Here is a 16,413-nt window from a genome sequence, read left to right as displayed (position 1 = left end):
TCGCTAGATCGTGAGCAGGTTCTGAAAGCAGTCATGCAAGTCTCGTTCGATTATCGAACGGATAGTCGATTATCGGATTGTTAGCAGGCTATTGGGTGAGTACCTTGTGACCATACGGCCTAGCTGCCGGCCCAGCATCCAGAGCAACAAGACGAGAACGACCATGGCTGAGATTCTCTCCCTGCGCGAAGCGGTCGAACGCTTCGTTCACGATGGCGACACCGTTGCCCTCGAAGGCTTCACCCACCTGATCCCGACCGCTGCATCCCACGAGCTGATCCGTCAGAACAAGAAAGATCTGACCCTTGTGCGCATGACGCCCGACCTGGTCTATGACCTGCTGATCGGTGCTGGTTGCGCGAAGAAGCTGATCTTCTCCTGGGGCGGTAACCCTGGTGTCGGCTCGCTGCACCGCCTGCGCGACGCGGTCGAGAAACACTGGCCACACAAGCTGGAAATCAGCGAGCACAGCCACGCGGCCATGGCCAATGCCTATGTCTCGGGCGCCTCCAACCTGCCATTCGCGGTGCTGCGCGGCTATCAGGGCTCGGACCTGGTCAAGGTCAACCCGGACATCAAGTTCATCGAGTGCCCGTTCACCGGCGAGAAGCTGGCTGCGGTTCCCAGCGTGCGTCCGGACGTCACCGTGATCCACGCCCAGAAGGCCGACCGCAAGGGCAACGTGCTGATCCAGGGCATCCTGGGCGTGCAGAAGGAAGCCGCACTGGCGGCCAAGCGTTGCATCGTCACCGTCGAGGAAATCGTCGACGATCTCCAGGCACCGATGAATGCCTGCGTGCTGCCGACCTGGGCCATCACCGCGGTCTGCGTGGTGCCCGGTGGCGCCCATCCGTCCTACGCACACGGTTACTACGAACGCGACAACCGCTTCTACCAGGCCTGGGACCCGATTGCCCGCGACCGTGAAACCTTCACCGCCTGGATCGACGAATACATCCGTGGCACCGAGGATTTTGCGCAATACCAGGCGAAGGTTAACGGGGAGGCCAAGTGATGAGCGATTTCAACACCAATGAAATGATGACCGTGGCCGCCGCACGCCGCCTCGGCAATGGCAGCGTCTGCTTCGTCGGCATCGGCCTGCCGTCCAAGGCCGCCAACCTGGCGCGTCTGACCCATGCCCCGGAAGTGGTGCTGATCTATGAATCCGGCCCGATCGGTGCCAAGCCGAGCGTGCTGCCGCTGTCCATCGGTGACGGCGAGCTGGCGGAAACCGCCGATACCGTGGTGCCGACCGGCGAAATCTTCCGCTACTGGCTGCAGGGCGGGCGCATCGACGTCGGCTTCCTCGGCGCCGCCCAGGTCGACAAGTTCGGCAACATCAACACCACCGTGATCGGCGACTATCACGCGCCGAAAGTTCGTCTGCCGGGCGCCGGTGGCGCACCGGAGATTGCTGGCAGTGCCAAGAAAGTGCTGATCATCCTCAAACAGGGTCACCGCACTTTCGTCGACAAGCTGGCGTTCATCACCTCGGTTGGCCACGGCGAGGGCGGTGATCATCGCAAGCGTCTCGGCCTGCCGGGTGACGGCCCGGTGGCGATCATCACCGACCTGTGCATCATGGAGCCGGAAGCCGGCAGCAACGAATTCATCGTCACTTCGCTGCACCCAGGCGTGACCCGTGAGCAGGTGATCGAGAACACCGGCTGGCAGATCCGTTTCGCCGACAGCGTGACCACCACCGAGGCGCCGAAAGCCGAGGAACTGGCTGCGCTGCGTGACCTGGAAGCCCGTACTGCCGAGGCCCACGGCCAGAAAGGAGGTGACGAATGAGCCGCGAGGTATTCATCTGCGACGCCATCCGCACGCCGATTGGCCGCCTGAACGGCGCGCTGTCCGCGGTACGTGCCGACGACCTGGCGGCGATTCCGCTCAAGGCCCTGGTCGAGCGTAACCCGCAGGTCGACTGGTCCGCGCTCGATGAGGTTTTCATGGGCTGCGCCAACCAGTCCGGCGAAGACAACCGCAACGTTGCGCGAATGGCCCTGCTGCTCGCCGGCCTGCCGGAAACCGTGCCGGGCGTGACCCTCAATCGCCTGTGCGCCTCGGGCATGGAAGCGGTCGGTGCTGCGTTCCGCGCCATCGCCTCGGGCGAAATGGAGCTGGCCATTGCCGCCGGCGTCGAGTCGATGACCCGCGCACCCTACGTGATGGGTAAGGCCGACAGCGCTTTTGGCCGCGGCCAGAAGCTGGAAGACACCACCCTGGGCTGGCGCTTCGTCAACCCGGCGATGAAAGAACAGTATGGCGTCGACCCGATGCCGGTTACCGGTGACAACGTTGCCGAGGACTATGGCGTCAGCCGTGCCGACCAGGACGCCTTCGGCCTGCGTAGCCAGCAGCGTGCAGCGGCGGCCCAGGAAGCCGGTTACTACGCCGAGGAGATCGTCCCGGTGGTGATCAAGACCAAGAAGGGCGAGATCGTCGTCGACCGTGACGAGCACCCGCGTGCCGACACCACCGCCGAAGGCCTGGCCAAGCTCAAGCCGGTCAACGGCCCGGATAAGACCGTCACCGCTGGCAACGCCTCGGGCCTCAACGATGGCGCCTCGGCGATGATCCTGGCCTCGGCCGAAGCCGTTGAACAGTACGGCCTCAAACCCCGTGCCAAGGTATTGGGCATGGCTAGCGGCGGCGTCGCGCCACGCATCATGGGCGTTGGCCCGGTGCCGGCGGTGCGCAAGCTGCTGACGCGCCTGAATCTGGACATCGATGCCTTCGACGTGATCGAGCTGAACGAAGCCTTCGCGGCCCAGGGCCTGGCAGTGACCCGCGACCTCGATCTGCCGGACGACAGCCCCAAGGTCAACCCGAACGGCGGCGCCATCGCCCTCGGCCATCCCTTGGGCATGAGCGGCAACCGCCTAGTGCTGACCGCCGTGCATCATCTGGAGAAAACCGGCGGCAAGCTCGGCCTGGCGACCATGTGCGTTGGCGTGGGGCAGGGGCTGGCAATGGCTGTCGAGCGGGTTTGATCGCGGAATCGGCCGTTTGCCCTGGTCGGGTGCATGACGCTTTTCTCATCCACCGTGGCGCCTGCGGACGGTGGCCGGATAAAGCGCCGGCTACGCGCCCCGGTCCACCCTACGGCACTCGGCCCATCTACGGTTTGATGGCCGGCCGCGTACTTTGTGGGAGGGCGCCATGCGCCCGATTCGCGGGTATGGACTAGGCGTCCCCGCCCGCTCCCGCAGAGGCTTGTTTGAATCCAGCAACTCTCTTCAAGTTTCGTTTGTCCTCACCCGTTCACGGTCCACGACACCGTGCTCTGGTGGGGATGGGCGACCTAAAATGACGAATCATTTGGTTACATGTGGGGTCGGAGTAGGGACGGTCCCGTTTCCTACCAGTGAGTATCCATGATGAGTACTGAAGCCAGCGCGGCGTACGAAGCCCCCAACTACAGCCCGGAAGAGCGCCGCAAGCGCATCTTCGCCATCGTCGGTGCCTCGTCGGGCAATCTGGTCGAGTGGTTCGACTTCTACGTTTACGCCTTCTGCGCGATCTACTTCGCGCCGGCCTTCTTCCCCTCCGACGACCCCACCGTGCAACTGCTCAACACTGCAGGCGTATTCGCTGCGGGTTTTCTGATGCGGCCGATCGGCGGCTGGGTGTTTGGCCGTGTTGCGGACAAATACGGCCGCAAAGTCTCGATGATGATCTCGGTGCTGATGATGTGCCTGGGTTCGCTGGCCATCGCGTGCATGCCCACCTACAGCAGCATCGGCACCCTGGCGCCCGTGCTGCTGTTGCTGGCGCGCCTGTTCCAGGGCCTTTCGGTGGGCGGCGAGTACGGCACCACGGCCACCTACATGAGTGAGGTAGCGCTCAAGGGCCAGCGCGGCTTCTTCGCTTCGTTTCAGTACGTCACCCTGATTGGCGGACAGTTGCTGGCGGTATTGGTGGTGGTGATTCTCCAGCAGGCGCTGAGCGAGGACGAGCTGCGTGCCTGGGGCTGGCGCATCCCCTTCGTGATCGGCGCGATGGCGGCGGTGGTGGCGTTCTATCTGCGTCGCTCGCTGGACGAAACCGCCAAGCAAGACCAGATCGGCAACAAGGAATCGGGCAGCGTCGCCTACCTGTTCAAGCACCACAAGGCCGCGTTCTTCACCGTGCTGGGCTACACCGCCGGTGGCTCGCTGATCTTCTACACCTTTACCACCTATATGCAGAAGTACCTGGTCAACTCGGCCGACATGAGCGCCAAGACCGCCAGCGGCATCATGACCGGCGCGCTGTTCCTGTTCATGATCATGCAGCCGTTGTTCGGTGCGCTGTCCGACCGTATCGGTCGCCGCACCTCGATGCTCTGGTTCGGCGCCCTCGGTGCGATCTGCACCTGGCCGATCCTGGCCTTGCTGCATACCGTGCAGAGCCCGGTGATGGCGTTCCTGCTGATCATCGCGGCGCTGGCCATCGTCAGCCTGTACACCTCGATCAGCGGCCTGGTGAAGGCCGAGATGTTCCCGCCGGAGGTGCGTGCCCTGGGCGTCGGCCTGGCTTACGCGGTAGCCAACGCACTGTTTGGCGGCTCGGCGGAATACGTTGCCCTGGGGCTGAAATCCATCGGCATGGAACAGACCTTCTACTGGTACGTATCAGGCATGATGGTGCTGGCCTTTCTGGTCAGCCTGCGCCTGCCGCGCCAGGCCAGTTACCTGCACCACGATCATTGACCACGGAGTGTTCGCTGTATGAGTTCAAGGCCCGCTAGCCAGCTGTTCGATGCCTATTTCACGAGTGCGCCGATGCGCCAGGTGTTCAGCGATCAGGGTCGTGTGCAGGGCATGCTCGACTTCGAGGCAGCGCTGGCCCGGGCCGAAGCGGCGGCCGGGGTGATCCCGCAGGCGGTGGTCGCCGATATCGAGGCGGCTTGCCGCGCCGAACTCTACGACTTCGACGCGTTGGCGGTGGCCATCGGCAGCGCCGGCAATTCAGCGATTCCGCTGGTCAAGGCGCTGGGCAAACGCATCGCGGCGAGCAACCCCGAGGCCGAGCGCTACGTGCATCTGGGCGCCACCAGCCAGGACGCCATGGATAGCGGCCTGGTGCTGCAGCTGCGTGCGGCCATCGATCTGCTGGAAAAGGATCTGGACGCCCTGAGCAGACAGCTGGCCACGCAGGCCCAGCGTCATGCGGCAACGCCCATGGCCGGGCGCACCTGGCTGCAGCATGCCACGCCGGTGACCCTGGGCATGAAGATCGCCGGCTGGCTGGGCGCCGTCGATCGTCATCGCCAGCGCCTCGACGAAATCAAACCGCGCCTGCTGTGCCTGCAGTTCGGCGGCGCCTCGGGCAGCTTGGCCGCATTGGGCGACAAGGCCTGGCCGGTGGCCGGTGCGCTGGCCGCCGAACTTGACCTGCAACTGCCCGAGCAGCCCTGGCACACCCAGCGTGATCGCCTGGTCGAGTTCGCCAGCCTGCTTGGCCTGATTGCCGGCAGCCTGGGCAAGCTGGGCCGTGACCTCAGCCTGCTGATGCAGACCGAAGCCGGCGAGCTGTTCGAGCCCTCGGCGCCGGGCAAGGGCGGCTCCTCGACCATGCCGCACAAGCGCAACCCGGTGGGCGCGGCGGTGTTGATCGGCGCCGCCACCCGCGCGCCCGGGCTGGTCGCCACCATGTTCGCGGCCATGCCCCAGGAGCACGAGCGCAGCCTGGGGTTGTGGCACGCCGAGTGGGAGACGCTGCCGGAGCTTTGCTGCCTGGTCTCCGGCGCCCTGCAGCAGGCGCTGATCCTGGTGCCGGGCCTGGAAGTGGACGCCGAGCGCATGGCCACCAACCTCGAATTGACCCGCGGCCTGGTGCTGGCCGAAGCGGTGAGCATCGCCTTGGCGCAACGCATCGGTCGTGACGCTGCCCACCATCTTGTCGAGCAATGCTGCAAGCAGGCGGTGAAGGAGGGCGCACACCTGCGCGCCGTGCTCGGCGCCAACGCCGAGGTCAGCGCCCAACTGTCCGCCGATGAGCTGGACCGCCTGCTCGACCCGGCCCATTACCTGGGCCAGGCGCAGCGCTGGGTCGATCGCGCCGTGGCCCTGCACCGCAGCGCGAACCACTGAACCGTTTTCCCGTTAGGAGATTGTCATGCCTGTCGTTTCCCTCGCCGATGGCGACCTGAACTACCTGCTAGAAGGCCCGGCCGACGCACCGGTGCTGGTGTTGTCCAATTCTCTGGGCACCAACCTGCACATGTGGGATGCGCAGATTCCGGCGTTCACCGAACACTTCCGGGTGCTGCGTTATGACACCCGTGGCCATGGCCAGTCGCTGGTCATGCCGGGTTTCTACAGCATCGAGCAGAACGGCCGCGACGTGCTGGCACTGCTCGATGCCCTGAACATCGACAAGGTGCACTTCTGCGGCCTGTCCATGGGCGGGCTGATCGGCCAGTGGCTGGCGATCAACGCCGCCTCGCGCCTGGATCGCCTGGTGCTGTGCAACACCGGCGCCAAGATCGGCACCGACGAGGTGTGGAACACCCGCATCGACACCGTGCTCAAGGGTGGCGAGAAGGCCATGCGCGACCTGCGTGATGCCTCCATCGAGCGCTGGTTCACCGCGCCGTTCGCCAAGGCCCAGCCGGAGAAGGTCGAGCCGATCGTCACCATGCTGGCGCAGACCTCGCCCCAGGGCTATGCCGGTAACTGTGCAGCGGTGCGCGATGCCGACTACCGCGAGCAGATCGCCACGATCGACGTGCCGACCCTGATCGTATGCGGCACCGGTGATGCGGTGACCACGCCCGAACACGGTCGCTTCATGCAAAAGCGTATTCCGGGCGCCGAGCTGGTCGAGTTCGATGCTGCGCACCTGTCCAACGTGCAGGCTGGTGAGTTGTTCACCAGGCGCGTGCTGAGCTTTCTGCAAACCAATTGAGCCTGCAGTGCGTGGGCGTCGTCGCACGCCCACGCCGTGAAGAGAAATGGAGCCACCGATGGACGAGAAACAACGCTACGACGCCGGCATGCAGGTGCGCCGTGCGGTGCTGGGCGATGCCCATGTCGACCGCAGCCTGGAAAAACTGACGCCGTTCAACGAAGAGTTCCAGGAGATGATCACCCGCCACGCCTGGGGCGATATCTGGACGCGCCCGGGGCTGCCGCGCCACACCCGCAGCCTGATCACCATCGCCATGTTGATCGGCATGAACCGCGAGGGTGAATTGAAGCTGCACCTCAAGGCCGCCAAGAACAACGGCGTGACCCGTGAGGAAATCAAGGAAGTGATCATGCAGAGCGCAATTTACTGCGGCATTCCGGCAGCCAACGCCACCTTCCACCTGGCCGAAGAGTTGTGGGACGAAGTCGGCGTCGAGTCGCTGAACAAGGCCTGACGTCGTAGCGATCTGCAGAGCCCCGCCCAACAGACTGTGTGAAAACTACTGCGCTCGGTCATGCTGCGTTAAAAACCGGCTGGAATGCCAGCCCAGTCAAAATGCTCATTTACAGCACGTAAACTGCGCTTTTTCGCCGGTTTTTGCCTTGCCTGACCGTCGCTCGCTACGTTTTCACACAGCTTGCCAAGCGGGGCTTTTTGTTGTCCGGCGATTACTCGTACTCACTGACGCCCGCCGCATGCCGGGCCGCGACGTAGCCGAAGGTCAGTGCCGGGCCCAGGTTGATGCCGCCTGAGGGATAGTGACCGCCGAACACGCTGGCCATGTCGCTGCCGGCAGCGTAGAGGCCGAAGATCGGCTGGCCATCGGCATCCAACACCCGGGCGCTGCCGTCGGTCTTGAGCCCGGCGAAGGTGCCGAAGCAGCCGGGCTGCACCTTCACCGCGTAGAACGGGCCATGCTCGATAGGCGCCACGCAGGGGTTGGCGCCAGGGTGCAGCGGGTCGCCCTGTTTGCGGTTGAAGGCGGTGCTGCCGCGGCCGAACTGCGGGTCTTCGCCGTTGCGGGCATGTTGGTTGAAAGTGGCCACCGTGCTCGCCAGCCCCATCGGATCGATGCCGCAGTCGAGCGCCAGCTGCTCGATGGTCGCCGCACGTTTCAGGTAGCCGCTACGCAGCATCGCCCACAGTGGTACGGGCGCCGGGCGGGCGAAACCCAGGCCGTAGCGGCGCTGGAAGCGATGATCGCAGATCAGCCAGGAACACACCGGCTGGTTCTCGGGCACCTGTTCGACCATCGCCGCCACGTAGTCGTAATAGCCGTGGGCTTCGTTGACGAAGCGCTTGCCGCTGGCCAGCACGCCGATGATGCCGGGCTTGCCGCGCTCGATGATGTGCGGGAAGTGGCCGATACTGCCGTCGCGGTGCGGCACCCGGGACACCGGCGCCCAGGCGACCGGCGATTTCAGCCGGGTATCGACCTGGGCACCCAGCGCTTCGCCCAGGCGCAGGCCATCGCCGGAGCAGGCGGTTGGCGGCAGGGCCAGGTTGTCCGCGCCGCTGACATCTCGGGGAAAAAGCTGCTGGCGCCGTCGAGGATCGTTGGGGAAACCGCCGGCCGCCAGCACCACTGCACGGGCACCGATGAAGTGCTCGCCGTCCGCACGGCGCAGCGTGGCGCCGCTGATACGGCCATCTTCCTGATGCAGGCTGATCACCGGTGCCGACTCGATCATCGTCACGCCCAGGTCGGCGGCCGAGCGGGCCAGCCGGGCGACCAGCGCGACGCCGTTGACCAGGTGCATGGCGCGGCCATAACGGGCCAGGTGATAGAGGTGGGTGGCAAGACGACGGGTCACGTGCCACAGCGCTCTCGGTGAGCGGGTCATGCTCAGGAAGGCGGCCAGGTCGGCGCCGGCCATGATCGGCATGCCCATGAACGAGGTCTCGCGCAGCGTCCTGCGCAGGCGCGGCAGCAGGTCGAGCACTTCGCGGCCGTCACAGGGCGCGGCGATCACCTGATGGCCGCCGGTGGCGGCGCCGGGCGTGTCGCCATGCATGTCGGGAATGCCGTTGCCGTCGGCGAACTGCAGGGCGGTGTGCCGTTCGAAGAACGCCACCATCTGCGGGCAGGCGTCGAGAAAGGCCCTGACCCGCGTTTCGTCGAAATGCTCGCCCAGCTCGTGGCGCAGGTAGGTGAGCGGTTGCTCGATGTCTTCCTGGATGCCGGCCCGCTGCGCCAGCGGGTTGCGCGGAACCCAGGCCCAACCTCCGGACCAGGCGGTGGCGCCGCCGAACACGGCGTCCTTTTCCACCAGCACCACGCGCTGGCCATGCCACGCTGCAGTCACCGCGGCGGCCAGCCCGGCGGCGCCCGAGCCGACCACCAGCAGGTCGCATTGTTGAGGAAGTGGAGTGGTGGTGGCGGCGGGCATGGGCGCTCCTGGCGGCTTATGATTGTTTTTGGAATCTGGTTCCATATATTAAATGGAGCGCTGATCGCCGCCAAGCGCAGGGCCCCCGCTTGATGTTTGCGCCGATAGACCCCATCTGATTGGCTGTAACCCTCTCGTCATCAGCCTTCGAGCCCGCCATGAAATCGCTTTTGTCCGGTCGCCAGCGCGGTGCCCTGCGCACATCCTGGGCGTTTATCGCCCCTTATCGCGGTCGCGTGGTCGGTGCGCTGCTGGCGCTGCTGTTCACTGCCGCCATTACCTTGTCCATGGGGCAGGGCATCAAGCTGCTGGTCGATCAGGGCTTGGCCACTCAGTCGCCGGAAGCGCTGCGCCATTCGATACTGCTGTTCTTCGTGCTGGTGCTGGCGCTGGCGGTGGGTACCTACACGCGCTTCTACCTGGTTTCCTGGCTGGGCGAGCGGGTGGTGGCAGACATCCGCAAGCGCGTGTTCGATCACCTGGTCGGCCTGCACCCCGGCTTTTACGCCCACAACCGCGCCTCTGAGATCCAGTCGCGGTTGACCGCCGATACCACCTTGCTGCAGTCGGTCATCGGCTCGTCGCTGTCGATGGCGCTGCGCAACCTGATCATGCTGGTCGGCGGCATGATCCTGCTGGTGGTCACCAATCCCAAGCTCAGCGCCATCGTGCTCGCGGCACTGCCGCTGGTCGTCGCACCGATCCTGCTGTTTGGCCGCCGTGTGCGTGAGTTGTCGAGGCAGAGCCAGGATCGCATCGCCGATGTCGGCAGCTACGTCAGCGAAGTGCTCGGGCAGATCAAGACAGTGCAGGCCTACAACCATCAGGCCGAAGACCGCCGGCGCTTCGGCCTGTCCGCCGAGGCGGCGTTCGACACTGCCCGCAAGCGCGTCGCCCAACGCGCCTGGCTGATCACCGTGGTGATCGTGCTGGTGCTTGGCGCCGTGGGCGTGATGCTCTGGGTCGGCGGCATGGATGTGATCGCCGGGCGCATCAGCGGCGGTGAGCTGGCGGCATTCGTGTTCTACAGTCTGATCGTCGGCTCGTCGTTCGGCACCCTCAGCGAGGTGATCGGCGAGCTGCAACGCGCCGCTGGCGCCGCCGAGCGCATCAGCGAACTGCTCAGTGCGCGCAACGAGATTCATGCGCCACTCGACGGCGCGCTGGTTCCGGTCCGGCCTGCGGAGGGCCGTATCGAAGTGCAGGATTTGTCCTTCGCCTACCCGACGCGCCCCGACAGCCTGGCGCTGCAAGACATCACGCTGGCGATGGAGCCGGGCGAAACCCTGGCCATCGTCGGCCCGTCCGGAGCCGGCAAGTCGACGCTGTTCGACCTGCTGCTGCGCTTTTACGACCCGCTACAGGGGCGCATCCTGATCGACGGCCTGCCCATCGAGCGCCTCGACCCGCACGCCCTGCGCGAGAACTTCGCGCTGGTTTCCCAGCACCCGGCGCTATTCTTCGGCAGCGTGGCCGACAACATCCGCTACGGGCACCCGGAGGCCAGCGATGCGGACGTGGAAGCCGCTGCCCGCGCGGCCCATGCCCATGAATTCATCGAGCGCTTGCCCCAGGGTTATCAGACCCATCTGGGCGATGCGGGCCTGGGGCTTTCCGGCGGCCAGCGGCAGCGCCTGGCGATTGCCCGCGCCTTGCTGGTGGACGCACCGATCCTGCTGCTAGACGAAGCCACCAGCGCCCTGGATGCCGAGAGCGAACACCTGATCCAGCAGGCGCTGCCGGAGCTGATGCGTGGCCGCACCACCCTGGTGATCGCCCACCGCCTGGCCACGGTGAAGAGCGCCGACCGCATCGCGGTCTTCGATCAGGGACGGTTGGTGGCACTGGGTAAACACGCCGAACTGGTCGCCAGCAACCCGCTGTATGCGCGGTTGGCCGAGTTGCAGTTCGTCGAAAAGAGTTAAGGGGTAGGCCGCTAGTATTGGCGTTGGCTGTGAGGTGGGTCGGTGAAGCGTGACCCACCCTACGGGCTGCCAATGGTGCGGGCGAAGCCGATATCGCGGGGATGCCACCATTGGTTCGTGCCGAGGGCGACGCTCCCGCGCGGGTGGCGGGTTGCGAGGTCAATGGGGCCGGGTGGGAGCCCCGACCCGGGGCGAATGGTGCGCGCAGCGCAGAGAGAGCGGCGGCCCGACGATTTCATCGCGCCGAGGGCGGACGCTCCCACAGTCTCAAGCCTCAACCGTTGACCAGGCTCAGAAACTCGCTGCGGGTTGCTGCGTTCTCGCGAAATTCGCCGAGCATCACCGAGGTGACCATAGAGGAGTTCTGCTTCTCCACGCCGCGCATCATCATGCACATGTGCTTGGCCTCGATGACCACTGCCACGCCCAGAGCGCCAGTGACCTGCTGGACGGCCTCGGCGATCTGCCGGCTCAGGCTTTCCTGGATCTGCAGGCGTCGGGCATACATGTCGACGATGCGCGCGACCTTGGACAGGCCCAGCACCTTGCCGCTGGGAATGTAGGCGACGTGGGCCTTGCCGATGAAGGGCAGCAGGTGGTGCTCGCACAGCGAATACAGCTCGATATCCTTGACCACCACCATCTCGCTGGCATCGGAGCTGAACAGCGCACCGTTGGTGACTTCTTCCAGGGTCTTCTGGTAGCCATTGCACAGGTACTGCATGGCCTTGGCGGCGCGCTTGGGCGTGTCGAGCAGGCCTTCGCGGGAAACGTCTTCGCCGAGCTGGCCGAGGATGGCGGTGTAATGCTGTTCGAGGGTGTTGCGGCTAGAGTCCATGCGGCTTCCAGTGGTTTGCGGATATCGATTAGCGGCTGCCTGGCGCCAACGCCAGCACGTTTGGCGCGGGGTCAAGCTTGGCCTAGTGGGCGAGGCGGGCAGCAATTGTAATCCGCTCGCAGCGATTTACCGAGCCTTTATGCCGCTAGGTTCATCGCTGCGTCTGTCAGAACCTGTTCAAAGCCTCGCGAGCTAGAGCAATGCAAGGCCTGGGCGGCCCCGCAAAAACAGGCGAGGACGCGGAGTTTACGAGCTGTAAATGAGCAGTCCGAGCCTGTTTTTAACGCCGCAGTGCCGACGCGCAGCAGGCTTTGAACAGGTTCTCAGCGCAGGCTCAGTTGGCGGCGTGAGCTGCCAGGCAGGTGTCGAGCATGCGGTTGGAGAAGCCCCATTCGTTGTCGTACCAGGCCAGCACTTTCACCAGGCGGCCATTCACCTTGGTGTGGTTAGCGTCGAAGATCGACGACAGCGGATTGTGGTTGAAGTCGCAGGACACAAGCGGCAGGGTGTTGTAACCCAGTACAGGGGATTTCTCGGCAGCCGCCTTCATCAGTGCGTTGATTTCCTCGACGCTGGTGTCGCGTTGCACCTGAATAGTGAGGTCGACCAGCGACACGTTGATCACCGGCACGCGCACCGCCATGCCGGTCAGGCGCCCGGCCAGTTCCGGCAGCACTAGGCCCACCGCTTCGGCAGCGCCGGTCTTGGTGGGGATCATCGACTGGGTGGCCGAGCGCGCCCGGAACAGGTCGCTGTGATACACGTCGGAGAGGTTCTGGTCGTTGGTGTAGGCGTGGATGGTGGTCATCAGCCCACTTTCGATGCCCAGCTCGCGCTGCAGCACCTGAGCGACCGGTGCCAGGCAGTTGGTGGTGCAAGAGGCATTGGAGATGATCGGCTGGTCGGCGCGCAGGCTGCCTTCGTTGACGCCGTAGACGATGGTCGCATCGGCGCCCTTGGCTGGCGCGGAGATGATCACCTTGCGGGCGCCGGCGCTCAGGTGGGCGGCTGCCTTGTCGCGATCGGTGAAAAGGCCGGTGCATTCGAACACCACGTCGACGTCCAGATCCTTCCAGGGCAGCTCGGCAGGATTACGGATCGCGCTGACGGCGATGCGGTCACCATTGACGAGCAGGTTTTGTCCATCGACTTCGACGGACGCGTCGAAAATGCCGTGTACGCTGTCGTACTTGAGCAGATGAGCGTTGATGGCGCTGTCGCCCAGGTCATTGATGGCGACGACTTGCAGCTTTTCGCGATAGTTCTGGGTATAGAGTGCCCGGAGCACGTTACGGCCGATACGACCGAAACCATTGATGGCAATTCGCAATGTCATGAGCGTCGATCCTTATATGTTGTTTTAAAAACAAGATTATTCTCATGAAAGTAGAAATCAAGCGTTTTAGCTGTCAATATTTTGATAAAAATACAATTCGAAGTGCTACCCGCTAGCCTGGAGTCGACACCATGCACCCCCGCATTCTCGAGGTAACCGACCGCCTTATCGCCCGCAGCCGCGCCACCCGCGAGCGTTACCTGGCGCAGATGGCCGCTGCCGACAGCCAGGGCCCGCACCGCGGCGCGCTGCAATGCGCCAACTTCGCCCATGGCGTGGCCGGTTGCGGCTCGGCCGAAGACAAGCAGCGCCTGCGGCTGATGAACGAGGCCAACGTCGGCATCGTCACCGCCTATAACGACATGCTGTCCGCCCACCAGCCCTACGAACACTATCCGGAACTGATCAAACAGGCCCTGCGCCAGGTCGGCTCGGTGGGCCAAGTGGCCGGCGGCGTACCGGCGATGTGCGACGGCGTGACCCAGGGTGAACCGGGCATGGAACTGAGCCTGGCCAGCCGCGAGGTGATCGCCATGTCTACCGCCGTGGCGCTGTCGCACAACATGTTCGATGCGGCGATGCTGCTGGGCATCTGCGACAAGATCGTCCCGGGGCTGATGATCGGCGCCCTGCGTTTCGGCCACCTGCCGATGATCTTCGTGCCGGGCGGGCCGATGCCTTCTGGCATTCCCAACAAGGAAAAGGCCGAGGTTCGCCAGCTCTATGCCGAAGGTAAGGCGACCCGCGAGCAACTGCTCGAATCGGAGATGAAGTCCTACCACAGCCCCGGTACCTGCACCTTCTACGGCACCGCCAACACCAATCAGGTGGTGATGGAAATCATGGGCCTGCATCTGCCGGGCTCGTCGTTCGTCAACCCGTACACACCGCTGCGTGACGCGCTGACCGCCGAGGCCGCCCACCAGGTGGTGCGCCTCACGCGGCAAGGCGGCGAATACACGCCGCTGTGCCGGATCATTGACGAGAAAGCCATCGTCAACTCGGTGGTGGCGCTCAACGCCACCGGCGGTTCGACCAATCACACGCTGCACATCCCGGCCTTCGCCCGCGCCGCCGGCATCCAGCTGACCTGGCAGGACATGGCCGACCTGTCCGCCGTCACCCCGACGCTGGCCAAGGTCTACCCCAATGGCCAGGCTGACGTGAACCACTTCCATGCCTGCGGCGGCGTGCCCTTCATGGTGCGGACGCTGCTCGAAGCCGGCCTGCTGCACGAGGATGTCTACACCGTCGCCGGCCAGGGCCTGTCGCGCTATACCCAGGAGCCGTTCCTCGATGGCGAGCGCCTGGTCTGGCGCCAGGGCCCGGAGCAGAGCCTGGATCGCAACATCCTGCGCAGCGTGCCGGAAGCCTTCTCCCCCGAGGGCGGGTTGCGGGTGCTGACCGGCAACCTCGGCAACGGCGTGGCCAAGGTTTCGGCCGTGGCGCCGGAGCATCAGGTGGTCGAGGCGCCGGCCCGCGTGTTCGAAACCCAGGTCGAACTGGCCGAAGCCTTCAAGGCCGGTGAGCTGGAGCGCGATTTCGTCGCCGTGGTGCGCTTCCAGGGGCCGAAGGCCAACGGCATGCCCGAGCTGCACAAACTCACGCCGTACCTGGGCATTCTCCAGGATCGCGGCTTCAAGGTGGCGCTGGTTACCGATGGGCGGATGTCCGGCGCGTCGGGCAAGGTGCCGGCGGCCATTCACGTCAGCCCCGAGGCCTGGGATGGAGGCCCGCTGGCGCGGGTGCGCGACGGCGATCTGATTCGCGTCGATGGCGTGACCGGGCACCTGCAGGTGCTGGTCGACGACATCGCCTGGAACGCCCGCGAGATCGCGCCGCGCCCGCAAGGCACCGGCGTCGGTTGTGGCCGCGAGCTGTTCGCCTTCATGCGCGCCGCATTCAGCCCCGCGGAAGATGGCGCCAGCGCCTTCACCGCCGAACTGGATTCGCTGCGATGAGCCTGGCGCTGGTTGGCGACATCGGCGGCACCAATGCGCGTTTCGCCCTGTGGCGTGATGGCGGCCTGCACGGGGTGCGGGTATCGGCGACTGCCGATCACGCCACCGTCGAACAGGCCATCGTCGCTTACCTGGCCGCCGAAGGTCTGGCGCTCGGCGAAGTGCAAACCATTTGCCTGGCCTGCGCCGGGCCGGTGGAAATCGATCCGTTCCGCTTCACCAACAACGCCTGGCGCATCGACCGCCAGGCATTCTGCGCCGAGCTGCAGGTGCGCGAGCTGCTGCTGCTCAACGATTTTTCCGCCATGGCCCTGGGCATGACCTGTCTGCAGGACGACGAGTACATTACCGTCTGCCCGGGTGTGGCACAGCCGGGCCGCCCGGCGGTGGTGATCGGTGCCGGCACCGGCCTGGGCGTAGGCACCTTGCTGAGCTTGCCCGATGGCAGCTGGCACGCGTTGCCGGGCGAGGGCGGCCACGTCGACCTGCCGGTGGGCAGCAACCGCGAGGCGCTGATCTGGCAGGCGCTGCATCGCCAGCTCGGGCATGTCAGCGCCGAGGCTGGCGCTCTCAGCGGCAACGGGCTACTCGCCTTGTACCGCGCGACCTGCGCGGTGGACGGTCAGTCGGCCCCCCTGCAGAGCGCGGCCCAGGTTACCGGGGCGGCGCTGGAAGGGGAGCCGTTGGCGGTCAACGTGCTGGAGCTGTTCTGCTGCCTGCTCGGTCGTGTGGCGGGTAACAACGTGCTGACCGTGGGCGGCCGAGGCGGCGTGTTCATCGCCGGCGGCATGGTGCCGCGCTTCGCCGACTTCTTCATGGCCAGCGGGTTCTCGCGCAGCCTGCGCGACAAGGGCTGCATGAGCGACTACTTTGATGGCCTGCCGGTATGGCTGGTCACCGCACCTTACCCGGGCCTGGTCGGCGCGGGAGTGGCGGTGGAACAGCACCTGCAGAGGAACCAGCACCCCGAACACTCTGTCTAGGGTCTGTTCCCGTTTCAGCGCGAGCCGCGTTGCCGCGAGAAATGGCCTCCGGTTAGGCGCAGGACGCAGGGAATGGC

General features: G+C 65.2%; 13 protein-coding genes. 10 read left to right on the top strand and 3 right to left on the bottom strand.

Annotation, left to right across the window (positions count from 1 at the left end):
- The first annotated feature begins 163 nt into the window (after nt 1–163).
- The 7 genes from BVH01_RS12145 to pcaC all read left to right on the top strand — a co-directional run bounded on the left by BVH01_RS12145 (nt 164) and on the right by pcaC (nt 7,357).
- Nucleotides 164–1,015, top strand: coding sequence for a CoA transferase subunit A (locus BVH01_RS12145; protein ID WP_075930553.1), 852 nt, complete (start codon nt 164–166; stop codon nt 1,013–1,015).
- Entirely contained in the window at nt 1,015–1,797 is a 783-nt protein-coding gene (locus tag BVH01_RS12140; protein WP_075930552.1) for a CoA-transferase subunit beta, read from the top strand. Before BVH01_RS12145 ends, BVH01_RS12140 begins: the two co-directional genes overlap by 1 nt.
- Nucleotides 1,794–2,999, top strand: coding sequence for a 3-oxoadipyl-CoA thiolase (gene pcaF, locus BVH01_RS12135; protein WP_075930551.1), 1,206 nt, complete (start codon nt 1,794–1,796; stop codon nt 2,997–2,999). Before BVH01_RS12140 ends, pcaF begins: the two co-directional genes overlap by 4 nt.
- Before the next feature lie 387 nt (nt 3,000–3,386).
- Nucleotides 3,387–4,700: an MFS family transporter gene (locus BVH01_RS12130; RefSeq protein WP_075931019.1), complete on the top strand. Its 1,314-nt coding sequence runs from the start codon at nt 3,387–3,389 to the stop codon at nt 4,698–4,700.
- A gap of 18 nt (nt 4,701–4,718) precedes the next feature.
- Nucleotides 4,719–6,083 (top strand): 3-carboxy-cis,cis-muconate cycloisomerase, encoded by a 1,365-nt coding sequence (locus tag BVH01_RS12125; protein ID WP_075930550.1) that lies wholly within the window; start codon nt 4,719–4,721, stop codon nt 6,081–6,083.
- Nucleotides 6,084–6,108: 25 nt separating this feature from the next.
- A complete protein-coding gene (gene pcaD / locus BVH01_RS12120) occupies nt 6,109–6,900 on the top strand; it encodes a 3-oxoadipate enol-lactonase (protein ID WP_075930549.1) in 792 nt (263 codons plus the stop codon).
- Nucleotides 6,901–6,958: 58 nt separating this feature from the next.
- Complete coding sequence (pcaC, locus tag BVH01_RS12115) at nt 6,959–7,357, top strand: 4-carboxymuconolactone decarboxylase (protein WP_027910639.1); 399 nt, start codon at nt 6,959–6,961, stop codon at nt 7,355–7,357.
- A gap of 214 nt (nt 7,358–7,571) precedes the next feature.
- Here pcaC and BVH01_RS12110 read toward each other — a convergent pair whose 3' ends face one another.
- Nucleotides 7,572–9,293, bottom strand: coding sequence for an FAD-dependent oxidoreductase (locus BVH01_RS12110; protein ID WP_075930548.1), 1,722 nt, complete (start codon nt 9,291–9,293; stop codon nt 7,572–7,574).
- Between the two features lie 158 nt (nt 9,294–9,451).
- Between BVH01_RS12110 and BVH01_RS12105 the strand changes: the two genes are divergently transcribed.
- Entirely contained in the window at nt 9,452–11,218 is a 1,767-nt protein-coding gene (locus BVH01_RS12105) for an ABC transporter transmembrane domain-containing protein (protein ID WP_075930547.1), read from the top strand.
- A gap of 274 nt (nt 11,219–11,492) precedes the next feature.
- On the opposite strand, the gene folE is transcribed toward BVH01_RS12105, so the two are convergent.
- The gene (folE, locus tag BVH01_RS12100; RefSeq protein ID WP_075930546.1) at nt 11,493–12,056 is read right to left on the bottom strand and encodes a GTP cyclohydrolase I FolE; all 564 of its coding nucleotides are present in this window, start codon (nt 12,054–12,056) and stop codon (nt 11,493–11,495) included.
- A 334-nt stretch (nt 12,057–12,390) separates the two neighbouring features.
- Nucleotides 12,391–13,392, bottom strand: coding sequence for a type I glyceraldehyde-3-phosphate dehydrogenase (gene gap, locus BVH01_RS12095; protein ID WP_075930545.1), 1,002 nt, complete (start codon nt 13,390–13,392; stop codon nt 12,391–12,393).
- Nucleotides 13,393–13,523: 131 nt separating this feature from the next.
- On the opposite strand from gap, the gene edd reads away from it, so the two are divergent.
- The gene (edd, locus tag BVH01_RS12090; protein WP_075930544.1) at nt 13,524–15,353 is read left to right on the top strand and encodes a phosphogluconate dehydratase; all 1,830 of its coding nucleotides are present in this window, start codon (nt 13,524–13,526) and stop codon (nt 15,351–15,353) included.
- Nucleotides 15,350–16,336 (top strand): glucokinase, encoded by a 987-nt coding sequence (locus BVH01_RS12085; RefSeq protein WP_075930543.1) that lies wholly within the window; start codon nt 15,350–15,352, stop codon nt 16,334–16,336. The genes edd and BVH01_RS12085 overlap by 4 nt, the downstream gene beginning before the upstream one ends.
- Nucleotides 16,337–16,413 lie beyond the last annotated feature (77 nt).

Source organism: Pseudomonas sp. PA1(2017) (assembly GCF_001945375.1).
In the GTDB taxonomy this organism is placed as follows: Bacteria; Pseudomonadota; Gammaproteobacteria; order Pseudomonadales; family Pseudomonadaceae; genus Aquipseudomonas.
The sequence above is the reverse complement of the archived record's forward strand: the minus strand, read 5'-3'. Positions and strand labels throughout refer to the sequence as shown.

Bases quoted from the DNA above. Each gene is read 5' to 3' on its own strand.
- BVH01_RS12145 (WP_075930553.1), top strand. From the start codon at position 164: ATGGCTGAGATTCTCTCCCTGCGCGAAGCGGTCGAACGCTTCGTTCAC.
- BVH01_RS12140 (WP_075930552.1), top strand. From the start codon at position 1,015: ATGAGCGATTTCAACACCAATGAAATGATGACCGTGGCCGCCGCACGC.
- pcaF (WP_075930551.1), top strand. From the start codon at position 1,794: ATGAGCCGCGAGGTATTCATCTGCGACGCCATCCGCACGCCGATTGGC.
- BVH01_RS12130 (WP_075931019.1), top strand. From the start codon at position 3,387: ATGAGTACTGAAGCCAGCGCGGCGTACGAAGCCCCCAACTACAGCCCG.
- BVH01_RS12125 (WP_075930550.1), top strand. From the start codon at position 4,719: ATGAGTTCAAGGCCCGCTAGCCAGCTGTTCGATGCCTATTTCACGAGT.
- pcaD (WP_075930549.1), top strand. From the start codon at position 6,109: ATGCCTGTCGTTTCCCTCGCCGATGGCGACCTGAACTACCTGCTAGAA.
- pcaC (WP_027910639.1), top strand. From the start codon at position 6,959: ATGGACGAGAAACAACGCTACGACGCCGGCATGCAGGTGCGCCGTGCG.
- BVH01_RS12110 (WP_075930548.1), bottom strand. From the start codon at position 9,293: ATGCCCGCCGCCACCACCACTCCACTTCCTCAACAATGCGACCTGCTG.
- BVH01_RS12105 (WP_075930547.1), top strand. From the start codon at position 9,452: ATGAAATCGCTTTTGTCCGGTCGCCAGCGCGGTGCCCTGCGCACATCC.
- folE (WP_075930546.1), bottom strand. From the start codon at position 12,056: ATGGACTCTAGCCGCAACACCCTCGAACAGCATTACACCGCCATCCTC.
- gap (WP_075930545.1), bottom strand. From the start codon at position 13,392: ATGACATTGCGAATTGCCATCAATGGTTTCGGTCGTATCGGCCGTAAC.
- edd (WP_075930544.1), top strand. From the start codon at position 13,524: ATGCACCCCCGCATTCTCGAGGTAACCGACCGCCTTATCGCCCGCAGC.
- BVH01_RS12085 (WP_075930543.1), top strand. From the start codon at position 15,350: ATGAGCCTGGCGCTGGTTGGCGACATCGGCGGCACCAATGCGCGTTTC.